This is a genomic window from Bradyrhizobium campsiandrae, assembly GCF_014529705.1.
In the GTDB taxonomy this organism is placed as follows: Bacteria; Pseudomonadota; Alphaproteobacteria; order Rhizobiales; family Xanthobacteraceae; genus Bradyrhizobium; species Bradyrhizobium campsiandrae.
The window spans coordinates 73,623-86,170 of the sequence record NZ_JAANIH010000037.1 but is presented as its reverse complement, the minus strand read 5'-3'; the positions used below and the strand labels follow the sequence as shown (position 1 = coordinate 86,170).

The 12,548-nt window shown below is 60.0% G+C and carries 11 protein-coding genes and 1 pseudogene; 6 read left to right on the top strand and 6 right to left on the bottom strand.

The genetic code is table 11. The features are described from left to right. The 5 genes and pseudogenes from G8O24_RS25570 to G8O24_RS25545 form a co-directional block, all read right to left on the bottom strand. On the bottom strand, positions 1-801 hold an 801-nt coding region (locus G8O24_RS25570; protein WP_188104196.1), incomplete at its 3' end, for an IS5 family transposase. A 358-nt stretch (positions 802-1,159) separates the two neighbouring features. Continuing rightward, positions 1,160-2,392: an ABC transporter substrate-binding protein gene (locus tag G8O24_RS25560; RefSeq protein ID WP_188104193.1), complete on the bottom strand. Its 1,233-nt coding sequence runs from the start codon at positions 2,390-2,392 to the stop codon at positions 1,160-1,162. Positions 2,393-2,583: 191 nt separating this feature from the next. Further along, positions 2,584-2,895, bottom strand: a pseudogene (locus G8O24_RS25555) (IS701 family transposase); the annotation flags it as partial. A gap of 345 nt (positions 2,896-3,240) precedes the next feature. After that, positions 3,241-4,488 (bottom strand): tyrosine-type recombinase/integrase, encoded by a 1,248-nt coding sequence (locus G8O24_RS25550; protein WP_188104192.1) that lies wholly within the window; start codon positions 4,486-4,488, stop codon positions 3,241-3,243. Between the two features lie 367 nt (positions 4,489-4,855). Then, the gene (locus tag G8O24_RS25545; protein ID WP_311972337.1) at positions 4,856-5,731 is read right to left on the bottom strand and encodes a LysR family transcriptional regulator; all 876 of its coding nucleotides are present in this window, start codon (positions 5,729-5,731) and stop codon (positions 4,856-4,858) included. A 147-nt stretch (positions 5,732-5,878) separates the two neighbouring features. Here G8O24_RS25545 and G8O24_RS25540 point away from each other — a divergent pair, with 147 nt between their 5' ends. The 5 genes from G8O24_RS25540 (at position 5,879) to G8O24_RS25520 (ending at position 10,660) form a co-directional block, all read left to right on the top strand. Further along, positions 5,879-7,549 (top strand): MFS transporter, encoded by a 1,671-nt coding sequence (locus G8O24_RS25540; RefSeq protein WP_188104188.1) that lies wholly within the window; start codon positions 5,879-5,881, stop codon positions 7,547-7,549. 39 nt (positions 7,550-7,588) lie between these two features. Further along, a complete protein-coding gene (locus G8O24_RS25535) occupies positions 7,589-8,461 on the top strand; it encodes an MBL fold metallo-hydrolase (protein ID WP_188104187.1) in 873 nt (290 codons plus the stop codon). 17 nt (positions 8,462-8,478) lie between these two features. Beyond that, on the top strand, positions 8,479-9,450 hold the full coding sequence (locus G8O24_RS25530) for an alpha/beta hydrolase (RefSeq protein ID WP_188104185.1): 972 nt from the start codon (positions 8,479-8,481) through the stop codon (positions 9,448-9,450). Positions 9,451-9,480: 30 nt separating this feature from the next. Beyond that, positions 9,481-9,951 carry a metallophosphoesterase family protein gene (locus G8O24_RS25525; protein WP_188104183.1) on the top strand — a complete coding sequence of 157 codons (471 nt, stop codon included), beginning with the start codon at positions 9,481-9,483 and terminating at the stop codon, positions 9,949-9,951. Between the two features lie 91 nt (positions 9,952-10,042). Beyond that, positions 10,043-10,660, top strand: coding sequence for a cell envelope biogenesis protein TolA (locus G8O24_RS25520; RefSeq protein ID WP_188104181.1), 618 nt, complete (start codon positions 10,043-10,045; stop codon positions 10,658-10,660). A 230-nt stretch (positions 10,661-10,890) separates the two neighbouring features. Here the strand turns inward: G8O24_RS25520 and G8O24_RS25515 are convergent, their stop codons facing one another. Beyond that, complete coding sequence (locus G8O24_RS25515) at positions 10,891-12,162, bottom strand: DUF892 family protein (RefSeq protein WP_188104179.1); 1,272 nt, start codon at positions 12,160-12,162, stop codon at positions 10,891-10,893. Positions 12,163-12,329: 167 nt separating this feature from the next. Between G8O24_RS25515 and G8O24_RS25510 the strand changes: the two genes are divergently transcribed. After that, complete coding sequence (locus G8O24_RS25510; protein ID WP_188104177.1) at positions 12,330-12,548, top strand: hypothetical protein; 219 nt, start codon at positions 12,330-12,332, stop codon at positions 12,546-12,548.

The window sequence follows — 12,548 nt, the reverse complement described above, 5'->3', positions numbered from 1 at the left end:
GGCGACATGGTCGGCGGTATCGTACGCCTTGTCCTCACCGGCCGTGATGCGGCGGCCCGCGGCTTTGCGCCTTGCCTTCAGCATGGTCTCCGAAGCCCGGCGTTCGGCGGTGCCATTGGCATGCGTGACCTTGCCGGCCACCGCCAGTCCATGCCGGTTCTCCATGGTGGCGTGGCCCATATAGCAAAGCCTGGCCTCCCGTCCGGCCGCCTTGCGGTAAAGCCTGCTGTCCGGGTCGCTGGTGCTCGCATGGGTGTCGTTCCTGCGCTTCTGGCCGTGGAAGTTGGCGCCGTCATCATCGTCACCGCTGCCGTCCTTGGGGCGAAAGCTCTTCTGTGAAGCCCAGGCTTCGATCAGCGTTCCATCCACCGAGAAGTGCTCGTCCGACAGCAGCGGCTTGACCTGCGGATGGTTCAGAAGCCTGGTCATGAACTTCGTGAACACATCGCCGCTCTGCAGCCGCTCCCGGTTCTTGGTGAAAGTGGTCGGATTCCAGACCGGATCGTCCGGCGACAGTCCCACAAACCAGCGGTACAAAAGATTGTAATCCAGTTGCTCCATCAACTGGCGTTCCGAGCGGATGCCGTAGAACACCTGCAGCAGCAACGCACTCAGCAATTGCTCTGGTGGCGTCGAAGGACGCCCTTCGCTCGCGTAAAGCTTCCCCAAGTCACGGTTCATCCCGCTCAATACATCGCGGACAAGTTCCCGGATCTTCCTCAGCGGATGGTCCGCAGGCACTCGCGCCTCTGGCGAGATGTACGAAAATAGCCCGCCCTGATCCGCAAAAGCGCCCCGCATGCCGAGCCCCCACGATTCATGATGCACAATTGAATCATCAACCGCAGGCCCTGACGAGGCCTTTTTCAGCAGACTGTTAGAACATAAATTCTCCGCCGTTAATATGGATAACCTGGCTGGTGACGTAGTTGCCGCTATTTCCCGCGAGGTAGAGGCAGGTCTCTGCGATGTCCTCCGATTCTCCGGGATGCTTGATCGCAAGGCGTGCCATCACCCGGCCACCGTATTACTGGGTGCACTCAAACAGGCAATCGCGCGGCCAATGTTCTGGCCCGACCCGGTGATGAGCGCCGTTCGACCTGTCAGGCGTCCATCGATCATTCCTCATTCCCTTCAATGATCGATACGTACCGACCGACTAGTCTTGTTTGCCGCCGATTTCTCCGGTCATGACGCCATCCATGAGCTTGTAGGCCTGGCCGTCGAACTGCATGAGCTGCAGCTGTTCGATCGGGAAGAAGTCGTTGGGTCCGGTCGTGATGGAAATGCCCGGTAACAGCATCCCGATCCGGAAATCCTTCAGGCTGGCCGCTTGTCTCATGACATTGGCCCGGGTCAGGTCGTCACCGCATTGCTTCAAGACCTGCACCAGTGTCTGAGCGACGGCATAGCCGTAGACGGTGTTGGTATCGGTCTTGTCACCGTCGGGAAGGTACTTGTCCATAAAGGTGCTCCATTCCTTCACGCCCGCGTCGTCTTTCCAAGCGGGGTCGGCGGGGTCCTTGAGGTAAGCACTCGAAAGGACACCCTTCGCATTTTCGAAGCCGGCCGGCCTGAGCACGCTTGCCACCGAGCTTGAGGTATTGCCGATGAAATAGACCGGCTTCCAGCCAAGTTCCGCGATCTTGCGGATCGCCTGCGCCGCTGCCTTAGGCGTCGTCCAGGACACGAACAGGTCGGCCCCCGAATTTCTGAGCCGGGCGATCTGCGAATCCAGCGTCGGTTCGGCTACCTCGTAAGACGCATCGGCGATGATCATGTCGGCTCTTTCGCCGAGGCCATCGCGCAGCCCTTTCATTTGGTCCTTGCCGGCATCGTCGTTCTGCCACAGGGCGGCGATCTTGGCGTTTGGATAATGCTGCAGGATGTATTTGGCGTAGACACGGCCTTCGCTCTGGTAGTTGGGCTGCCAGCCCATGGTCCAGGGGAAATTTTTCGGATCACCCCATTTCGTTGCGCCGCTCGCGACGAAAAGCTGCGGCACCTTCTTCGCATTCATGTATTTCTGGATGGCCGAATTGGACTGGGTACCGAGCGACTGAAAAATCAACAGCACTTCGTCGCCTTCAACGAGCCTGCGGGCCTGTTCGACGGCCTTTGGCGGACTGAAACCGTCGTCGTAGCTGATGAAATTGATCTTGCGGCCGTTGATTCCGCCCCCGTCGTTGATCTTGCGGAAATAGGCTGCCTGGGTCTTGCCAATCAGAGAGTAGGAAGACGCCGGACCGCTGTATGGCATGATGTTGCCGATCTTGATCTCGGTGTCGCTGGCGCCGGGATCGTATTGCTTCTGCGCGAGGGCGGATGTGTTGACGCTGACTGCGGCGAATAGTGCTGCGGCGAGGGTCACCTTGAAGGATCTTGGCGTCATGTCACCTCCACGTCTAAGGTCGTTGCCCGTTTAGCGCGTTTGGTTTTGGAGAGTTACGGCAGAGCCAGGATGGATCAAGGGGCTTCGCCTGGTTCGGGTGCATTCATCACGAATGTGATGGCAGCGGGCTGGATGCCGGCGAAATTGCCTACCTTTCGCGTGCTGCTGACCCGCTCCCCTGTTTCTCCTCAATCGTCATCCGCCAAATGCTCGATGACGTAGTCGCGGACGATATCGCGCAGGGCGTCAGCATCCCAATCCCTGCGGCCCAGGATCGCCTGCTGACGCCATGGGCCGGGATCGCCAGCTGCCTCCGCGCGCATCCAGCCGGTCTTGCGTTGCTCATCGCCGAGCAGACCTTCCAGGAACAGGCCTGCATTCCTGGCAATACGCTCTTGGCAGAACAGCGGACGTATCCACTTCTTCATCTCTCCAAGCGACGCCGCCCACAGCGCAAGCGTCTCTTCAATCGACGCCGTCCGCGTCCACGATCTCCGAATCATGGTTGCCCATGGATTCAGAACCGATCATAAAACGCAACTGTAATGCTAGTCACGGCGCGCGTACGTGTGGCGTTTATCGCAGGCGGAAAGGCGCAGCGCATCCCGAAGTCGCTGCGCCTTGCTATGGAAGGGCACAAATAAATCCATCCCTCGTTCATCCCATCGTCTTCCAGCGACCCAATGAAATCAGGTCGTTAGACTTCTGTTGCGACATCGCCAAACCAGTGTTCTCTGACTGGACGCAGTAGGCGGCCGTGTTAATGGCGTCTTTCTTGCGCCGGCAAAGGGGTCTAAGGCAAGATCGCGATGAATTCCGCGTCTTCCAGGCACAAAGTTTCCTGCGGATCAAGCTGCTTCTGACCTGTCTTCCACGTCACTAACCAACGCATGCGACTGCTGTGGTTCATTGTTGCTTGGATTGTCGATAGTATCGAACAGTGCCGCCGCCAAGCGATCTGAAATCTTCGTCGCTGCTTGCTTGACCGGGTCGGACGCAAGATGTGCGTACCGCGCCGTGGTTTGTACCTGCGTGTGTCCAAGCAGTTTACCGATCATCGCCAACCCTTCGCCAACGAGCAGCCCACCGGACGCGAATGTATGACGGAGATCGTGAATGCGTACGTCATTCAGTTTGGCAGCTTTCCGGATGCGACGCCACGGATGTTGAAGGTCAGTTAAATGAGTCTTCTTCTTCTTTCCTACGATGACGTAGGGGTTACCGGTTAGGTGAGGCAACGCCTTTAGCAAAGCAACTGCCGCGTCACCGAGATGAACGGTTTTTGCGCCGGTTTTGCTATCGGGTAGTCGCAGTTCTTTCTGCTCTAGGTCCACATAGCGCCATTCCAGCTTCTGAATCTCAGATAGACGGCACCCCGTCAGGAGCAGGATGCGAAAAGCGGCAACAGCATATTTAGTTTCCGTTTGCTCCGCTTCCGCGGCCGCTAACGCGTGTCCAAGACGTTTCAGTTCCTTGGGAGACAGGAACCTCTCGCGCTTACGTTCTGGATAGCGCTCGACATCCTCGCAGGGATTTGTGTGCTTGTCCCGTATTCCCCAAGTCTCGGCGAGGTTCATCATTTTCGACAAGACGCCCAAAGTGCGATTCGCTTGGTAAGGGATATGAGACAGCGATCCGTGCAATTCCGCAACATCGGCTGTTGTTACAGAGCGAACGTGCTGCTTGGCGAAAAAGGGATCGAGAAATAGCTCGACCGCGCGCCGATATTCTGCCTCCGTCGATGGCTTGCAGCGAGCGGGGACATATTGCGTAAGAAAGCGCTCTCCAAGTTGCTTCATGGTGAGCGATTGCCGTTCAGCGTCGCGCAACGCCGCGGGATCGCCGTTGGCGCCTCGCACGCTGCCAAGCTTGATCGTCGCCTCCCGGCGTGCCAACTCAGCCGTCACAACCCCGAATTGTCCGATCATCACTCGGCGCGTCCGACCATGCCGTCGGTATTGCACCAGGAAGAACCGCTTCCCGCTCGGCATGACGCGCACCCCGAAACCGGGAAGCTCCGTGTCGAACGCGATGTAGTCCTTTGACGTCACCTTGAGGGTTTCGACTGACCTCTTCGTGATTTTGATTTTCGCCATACCACACCCGTTCGCGTAATGTTCCGACCTTCAGGTTTTGGCCTGATGATGTTTCGTGGAAGCGTCGTGGAAGCGGCGCGACGAAAGTCGCGGCGTAGCGCCTCGTAAATAAGGTAGAGGCAACACCGAGAATAAAGCAAGGTAGCTCAATGAGTTGTCGTAGCGTGGCGTAGACAAGAAGGAGCGGTCTTAGAGTAGCGAAAACGGCTTTTAAAAAACTCATAACCTGAAGGTCATAGGTTCAAATCCTATCCCCGCAACCAACGAACATTAAGCCCCTGAAATCGTAAAGATTTCAGGGGCTTTGTATTTCTACGCCTTGAACCCGCAACCAGATGAATTTGTTGAGGCGCTATTGAGTGCACTGTCACCCCGTGGCGGACTCCTCGAGTTGCTGCCGAAGCCACTGATGTCCGTGATCATTGTCGAATCTGGCGTGCCAGGTGGCGTGCAGCGTGAATGGTCTCGTATCGAAGGGCAGCCGCAGAGCTTGCAGCACGTCGTGGTAGCGGCTGAGAAACCGCATGGGGAGCGTGCAGACCAAGTCTGTCGATTGCAGCAAGAGCGGCACTACGCTGTAGTGCTGAACCGACACGGCGACGCGGCGCGTCAGACTTTTCTGCGCGAGGATATCATCGATGAAGCCGCGAAAGCCGCCGCCTTCCCCGGACACGATGACGTGCTCCAGGCGAGCATACTCCCTGATTGTGGGTGGCCGTTGGCCGCGCGGGTGATCCTTGCGCTGGGCCATCATGAACCGCTCATCGAGCAGCGGCCGCGCAGGCATTCCGTTTGGGACCGCAGCCTTGGAAACCAGCGCAACGTCGAGATCGCCCGCCTCGAGCTGATCGGTCAATCTCGTCGAATCAATCGAGCGGAAGGCGAACCGAATGCCTGACAGGCCATAGCGCCGCGTGAGCGAGACCAACCGCGATCCGACAATGGCGGTCGCATTGTCGTTGGCGCCGATCGTGAAGATCCTGTCCGATTTCTTCGGGTCGAAGGCAGACGGCGTGCCGATAACCTCCTCGAGGCTCTGCAGCGCCAATCGCAGCGGTTCCCTGAGCTCATTGCCGCGCGGGGTGAGAACCATGCCTCTCCCCGACGACGCCGGCGTCAGCAACGGATCCCGAAATATATCGCGAAGTCTTGCGAGTTGAGCCGAAAGTGCCGGTTGGCTGATGCCGAGTCGCGCCGCCGCGCGCGTGACGTTCCTTTCGTCGAGCATCGCCTTGAGCGACACGAGCAGAGGCAGGTCATGAGCCCTGATATCCACGGGGATTATACCTCCTATCCGATCTATCGATTAGAAATATCCCACGCGGAACGTCATCAACGCAAGCCGGATCACATGAGCCGCGCAAGCGGACGAAGAGTTGCGGGGGTACAGATGCGGAAGCTGCCGAACGCCGGTCTCGTTGTGGCCGAGCCGACAATTGCGTTGCAGCGCAGAGTCATGATCGCCGCGACGGTGGGTACCGTCATCGAGTGGTACGACTTCTTCATGTACATCTCGGTGGCTTCCGCCATCTCGGCAAATTTCTTCTCGAGCGACAATCCGGTCTGGGCCAACGTTTTCGCGCTCCTGACCTTTGCTACCGGCTATCTCGTTCGGCCGTTCGGCGCCCTGGTGTTCGGCCGCATCGGCGACATGATCGGCCGCAAGCACACCTTCCTCACCACGATCCTGATGATGGGATTCGCGACGGTCGCCGTCGGTCTGGTGCCGAGCTATGCAGCGATCGGCCTCTGGGCGCCTTCGATCCTGATCTTGCTGCGAATGATCCAGGGCTTGGCGCTTGGCGGGGAGTATGGTGGTGCTGCGACCTACATCGCAGAGCATGCCCCGCAAGGCCGTCGTGGCTGGCTGACGTCGTGGTTGCAGACGTCCGCACCGATTGGCTTCACTCTGTCGATGCTGTCTGTGTATTTCATGCGGTCCAGCATGAGCCCCGAGGCGTTCAATGGCTGGGGCTGGCGCCTCCTGTTCATCAGCTCGGTTTTCCCGCTCGCGATTTCGGTCTGGATCCGGCTGAAGCTGCAGGAATCACCGCTCTTCCTGAAGATGAAAAAGGAGGGGACGCTCTCCAAATCTCCGATCTACGATACGCTCGCGGCGTGGCCAAACCTGAAACGCGTGCTGATCGCAATGTTCGCCATGGTCGTCCCGCAGAGCGTGCTTCTGGTCGGTGCTCAGATCTATTCCCTCGTGTTCCTCACGGGCACCGCCAAGGTCGATCCCCAGATCGCGAATCTCCTTGTCGGTGCGGCACTGATGCTGACGCTGCCGGCGATGATCTTTTTTGGCTGGCTGAGCGATCGCTACGGCACCAAAATTTTCGTGCTGGCAGCCTGTGTCATCGGCACGATGACCTACGTCCCCCTCTACAAGGCGCTCACCTTCTATGCCAACCCGGCTCTCTATAACGCACAGACCGCCGTACCGGTCACCGTGGCAGCCGATCCATCGGAGTGCTCCTTCCAGTTCAATCCGATCGGAACGACGAAATTCACGACGGGGTGCGACATTGCCAAGAACGCCTTGATCCGCTTCGGCGCTCCCTATTCGAACAGGTCAGAAGCGAACGGCGCGATCGCGACGGTCTTTGTCGGCCCCAAGGCAATTCCGGTCGGGACGGCAGGGCAGGCGCCCGATGTTGCAGCATTCACGGCCAATTTGAAACAGGCGCTTGAGCAGTCCGGGTATCCAAGTCGCGCCGATACCAACGCGATGAACTTCGGCATGATCATTCTGGTCTTGGTGGCGTTGAGTACGATCGCCGGCATGATCTTCGGTCCGCTCGCATCCGCAATGACCGATCTGTTTCCGCCGCAAGTGCGCTACACGTCGGTATCGTTCAGCTATCACGTCGGAAATGGCTATTTCGGCGGACTCTTGCCGGCGATCGCGACCGCACTCCAGATCGCCACCGGCGATATATACGCTGGCCTGTACTACGTGATCATCGTCTCGGCGATCGCATTCTTCCTCGGCCTGTTCTGGCTTCATTCGCCACAGGCGGTCGCCAAGATCGAGTCAAACGCAGCCGTCACCGCCTAGCTCTGGTCTCTTCAACTCGCATAACAAAGTCTGACTCAAATGACCGAGATCCATGCCATCGGCAACATTGCCATTCGTCGGGTTACCGAAATGCGGGGTCCGGGCTTCGCTCCGGACTTCCTCTTCCCCGACTGGGATCCGTCGGTCCTGCAACAGCACAGGAAACTGATGGTCCCGGACTGCTTCGACGAGGCGCAGGGCCGCTTTGTCGCGAGCATCCACACCTGGGTTCTGAAGACACGGCATCATACGATCCTGATCGATAGCTGCGCCGGCAACGACAAGGAACGCCCCGCACTGCCGCGCTTTCATCAGTTGAACCTGCCGTTTCTCGATCGGCTGGCGGAAGCAGGAGTTTCACCCGAAGCGGTCGACTACGTCTGTTGCACCCACCTGCACGCGGATCATTGCGGCTGGAATACGCGCCTGCTCAACGGCCGCTGGGTGCCGACCTTCCCGAATGCCAAATACGTCTTCTCCAAGGCCGAGTACGATCATTGGTCCGGCCCGGCGGGCAAGGAAGGCTTTACTGCCGGCGTATTCGAGGACAGTGTTCTTCCGGTTATCCAGAGCGGACAGGCCGAGCTTGTTGGCGGCGAGGCCGCAATCGGCGACAGCCTCAGGTTTCATCCGACACCGGGGCACAGCCCTGGTCATGTCGCCATCGAGCTCTCCGACGGCGGCGACAAGGCGATCTTCAGCGGCGACATTATGCATCAGCCATTGCAGGTCTATCGGCCGGACTGGAATAGTGCGTTTTGCGAGCACAAGGAGCATGCCAGGGCATCACGTCGCTGGCTTCTCGAAAGGGCTGCGGAGGATCGCTCGACCGTCTTCACGGCTCATTTCGCCAATACGTCCGCCGGACATGTCATTCGTAGCGGTGACCGGTTCGACTGGCGGTTCGTGTAACCGAGGAGAATGGGGAGATGCATAAGTCGGTCACTGATAGCATCGTTTGCGAAGAAATGATGATCCCCAGCGATACCGCGGGGATCGCGCTCTTCGTCCGTCGCAAGCGCCGATCCGATCTGGTCAGGTTCTCGGCCGACAGGACCGTCTTGTTTGTTGCGGGATCGACGTATCCGGCGTCGACCACATTCGATCTTCGCCTCGATGGCTTGTCATGGATGGATCACCTCGCCCACCAGGGCAACGACGTCTATCTCGTCGATGTTCGCGGTTATGGTCGATCGAGCCGCCCGCCAGAAATGGAAGCACCGCCATCGGATCACCAGCCGATCGTGCGGACGCCGGTCGCCGTGCGCGACGTCGCCAGCGCGGCTGCATTCATTCGGTCGCGACGCGATCTGGACAAGATCAACCTGATCGGGTGGTCGTGGGGCACGACGCTGATGTCGCGCTACGCGTCGGAGAATGCGGCTCACGTCGGCAAGCTCGTCCTGATAGCGCCTCAGTGGCTGCGGACGACCCCAAGCGCCGCCGATGTGGGCGGCCCGCTCGGTGCCTACCGCATCGTCGAGCGCTCGACGACAAAGAGCCGCTGGCTCAACGGCGTCCCCGACGGCAAGAAGGACGCGATATTGCCGCCGGCTTGGTTCAATGCGTGGGCAGAGGCGACGTTCGCGAACACTGGACTTGGAACTGACAAATTGCGGGCGCCGAACGGGACGGTTCAGGACAGCCGGGACTATTGGGCGTCCGGCAAACCGCTTTATGATCCCTCCTTGCTCACGATGCCGGTCCTGATCGTCCATGCCGACCTGGATCGCGACTGCCCCATGGAAATGGCGCAGACGGTATTCAGCAAGCTCTCGGCCGCACCATATCGCCGCTGGGTCGAGGTCGGTGAGGGCACGCACTCGGTATTCATGGAGAGGAACCGCTGGCAAGTCTTTGGCGCCGTCGACGGCTTTCTTGATGAAGAAGCGCCGGCGTAAAAGAGAACAAACAAATTCCGATGTGAGGCAATGTTCAAGATCGGCATCATCTCGGACACACACGGTCTGCTGCGGCCCGAAGCGGAACAATGCCTCCGCGGGACTGCCCATATCATTCACGCCGGCGATATCGGTGCCGAGCACGTCATGGAAGGGCTACGCCGGATTGCTCCTGTCACTGCTATCCGAGGCAATGTCGATGTTGGCGATTGGGCCCGCAGCTATCCCGAGACGACGACCGTTCGTCTCGCCGGGCGAACCTTCCATGTTTTGCATGATATCAACGACCTGAAGAGCAAGCCGGCCCCCGCCGATGTCGACGCCGTGATCTCTGGCCATTCGCATCGCGCAAGTCTCAGGATCACCGATGGTGTCACCTATCTGAACCCAGGAAGCGCCGGACCGAGGCGATTCAAGCTGCCGATCACGTTGGCCACGATCGACATCGACGAGCATGGCGAATTTCGGGTGAACCTGCGCCCCCTGGACGAAGGTTCTTGAGTGCGGCGCCAGCGTTCGTCGTTGGCGTGCTGGTCGCACGGCGAGGCCAGACGGGATAGCGGACGGCGAAGATCGGCGCTATCCAGAGGGGATGGCGCGCAAGCTCAAGACGTATCAGACCTCCCTTGGCTTCTACGATCTCGCGATCGCCGCGCCGTCGATGAAGGCCGCGCTGGAGGCGTGGGGCGCCGGAAGCAACCTCTTTCACCAGGGGTTGGCCGGGGAAGCCGATGATCCTGAGGTCGTCGCCGCCACCATGGCGAAGCCCGGGGTCGTTCTCAGACGGGCGGCCGGCTCGCGCGGACGATTTTCCGAGCAATCAGACATACCTTCGCAAGCGGCCGCGGATCGTGCGCACAAGCAGCCGGAGACGCGGCAATCGAAGCCGCACAGGCGACAGGCGCCGCAGGTCAGCAGCAAGGTCTCGCGACAAGCCGCTGCGAACTACGAGCGAGAACGGCGCCGGCGGGAGGCGCAAAGCCGGCGCGACGAAGCCGCCCAGGCCAAGGTGAGGGAGCGCCGGGAGAGGGCGATCGCCAAGGCGAAGGCGGCATTCGAAGACGCCGAACGCGAGCATGGGGCGAGGCTGGAGGCCATTGAAGCCGAGCGTGCCGCAGTGAACGCGCGCGCTGCGGCGGAGGATGAGCGGTGGGCTGGACAAAAGGCCAAGCTGATAGCGGCGCTACGTCGCGCACGAAATAGCGAGTGACCAGCTCGGGCGGGGACCTGGCTTCGACCATTGCTGTTCTGGCGGCCACCGCGACCTGAGATGCACCTCGAAAACGGCACCCCGGCGGCGCCATTTCCTGTTCGCCCGCTGCGTTGAGGGGTGTGCGATCGCAGCTGAGTAAAGGTTCCTGTTCGGAACGCAAAACAGCGCCGGATGTGGCTGAAGGGTTCGTCCTGGACAAACCCTTCAGCCAGGAGACAGCGGCGCGTTCATTCCGTCTGTTCGACGGCTGCCGGCATCTTTGCAACTGACATCAGCGAGCGGGCCACTTGGTTGAGCAGCTGATCGGCATTTTCTTCTTCGGCAAGCGATTTCGAGAGCAGGCTGACGACGGCGCTGTGGCGCAGTTGCTGGGCGAGATTGCGGGCGGTGGTGTAGCCGGCGATCTCGTAATGCTCGACCCGCTGGGCTGCTCCGATCAGCGCCAGATCGGCCGCGGCGTCTTCCTTCTCCTCGCCCTCGGCGATGATTTCCTGCCCTTCTTCGACAAGACCCATCATTCCCTTGCACGGCTTGGCCCGCGCGGTCTTGCCGAGCATCTCGAAGCACTCGTTGATGCGCTCGATCTGGGCCTCGGTTTCGGCCAGATGCTGCTCGAACAGCTCGCGCAGCTGATCGAAACGTGCGGCCTCCGCCATTTTCGGCAGGGCTTTGGTCAGCTGCTTTTCGGCATGCAGGATGTCGCGGAGTTCGTCGATCAGAAGGTCGCCAAGACCGGCCTCGTCAACCGGCGGGGAGCTTTCGGTGACAAGCGCCGTCGCCGGACCAGGGTCGCCGGCCTGAATGGCCGGGGACTCCGTAAAGACCCACTCGCCGCCCTCGTTCCAGGGGCCGCGGGTGTCGATCTCGCCGTGGTCGCCGGTTCCGGTCGAATCGTTGAAGAACTGGTCGACGAGACCAGGCGTCGGTGCAATCCGGCCGATGCTGAAAGCCGGCTTGGCCATGCTTTCGAGAGCCAGCGCGAAGGCCTTCATATGCGTGATCTCGCGCGTCATCAGGAATTGAAGCGCGTCCTTTGAGCCCGCGTCGTCGCAGAAATTGATCAGCCGCTCGTAGACGATCTTGGCTCTCGCCTCGGCGGCGATGTTGCTGCGCAGGTCGACGTCGAGCTCGCCCGTGATCTTGAGGTAGTCCGCGGTCCACGCGTTGCCTTGGGAGTTGAACAGGTTCACGCCGCCGCCGCCGGCAATCGCAATCAGGGGATCCGCTTCGGCCGCCTGGCGGTCGAATTTCGACGGCTTCAGATGCATGCGGGCGAGAGTGCCGACCACTTCGAGATGGCTGAGTTCCTCGGTGCCGATATCCATGAGAAGATCCTTGCGATCCGGATCTTCGCAGTTGAGCCCCTGTATCGAATATTGCATGGCGGCGGCGAGCTCGCCATTGGCGCCGCCGAACTGCTCGAGAAGCATGTTGCCGAACCTGGGATCGGGCTCATCGACGCGAACGGTGAACATCAGTTTCTTGACATGGTGGTACATGGATTGCCCTTGACGTGAGAGGAGACGCTTCACAACCGGCGGATGTTGAGGTTGGTTCCTAAGCCTGCCACCGCCGCTCGAGTACCTGCTCTCCCGGCGGGGCTTGGAACGCGACGCACGATGGGCCGTTCGTATCGTTGAGGGACCGGGGTATGAGGAGAAACGGCATGGCCGACGAGCGATTTGCCAGCTTACTTGGCCAGGCCGCCATTGACGTTTGGGGTGATATGCCGCGAGACGTCCAGGAGGCGCTGTTTGAGATCGCGATGAAAGGCCATGCTGCAGATCGCGAGGCGCTTGCGCGCCTGCTTCATGATCGACACCCGCGCACCGCTCACCCCGCCAAGCCCGTGCCGATAGGCGATCACCAAAATGGCGCGGAATAG

Bases quoted from the DNA above. Each gene is read 5' to 3' on its own strand.
- G8O24_RS25530 (WP_188104185.1), top strand. From the start codon at position 8,479: ATGCATAAGTCGGTCACTGATAGCATCGTTTGCGAAGAAATGATGATC.
- G8O24_RS25515 (WP_188104179.1), bottom strand. From the start codon at position 12,162: ATGTACCACCATGTCAAGAAACTGATGTTCACCGTTCGCGTCGATGAG.
- G8O24_RS25540 (WP_188104188.1), top strand. From the start codon at position 5,879: ATGCGGAAGCTGCCGAACGCCGGTCTCGTTGTGGCCGAGCCGACAATT.
- G8O24_RS25560 (WP_188104193.1), bottom strand. From the start codon at position 2,392: ATGACGCCAAGATCCTTCAAGGTGACCCTCGCCGCAGCACTATTCGCC.
- G8O24_RS25525 (WP_188104183.1), top strand. From the start codon at position 9,481: ATGTTCAAGATCGGCATCATCTCGGACACACACGGTCTGCTGCGGCCC.
- G8O24_RS25510 (WP_188104177.1), top strand. From the start codon at position 12,330: ATGGCCGACGAGCGATTTGCCAGCTTACTTGGCCAGGCCGCCATTGAC.
- G8O24_RS25520 (WP_188104181.1), top strand. From the start codon at position 10,043: ATGGCGCGCAAGCTCAAGACGTATCAGACCTCCCTTGGCTTCTACGAT.
- G8O24_RS25550 (WP_188104192.1), bottom strand. From the start codon at position 4,488: ATGGCGAAAATCAAAATCACGAAGAGGTCAGTCGAAACCCTCAAGGTG.
- G8O24_RS25535 (WP_188104187.1), top strand. From the start codon at position 7,589: ATGACCGAGATCCATGCCATCGGCAACATTGCCATTCGTCGGGTTACC.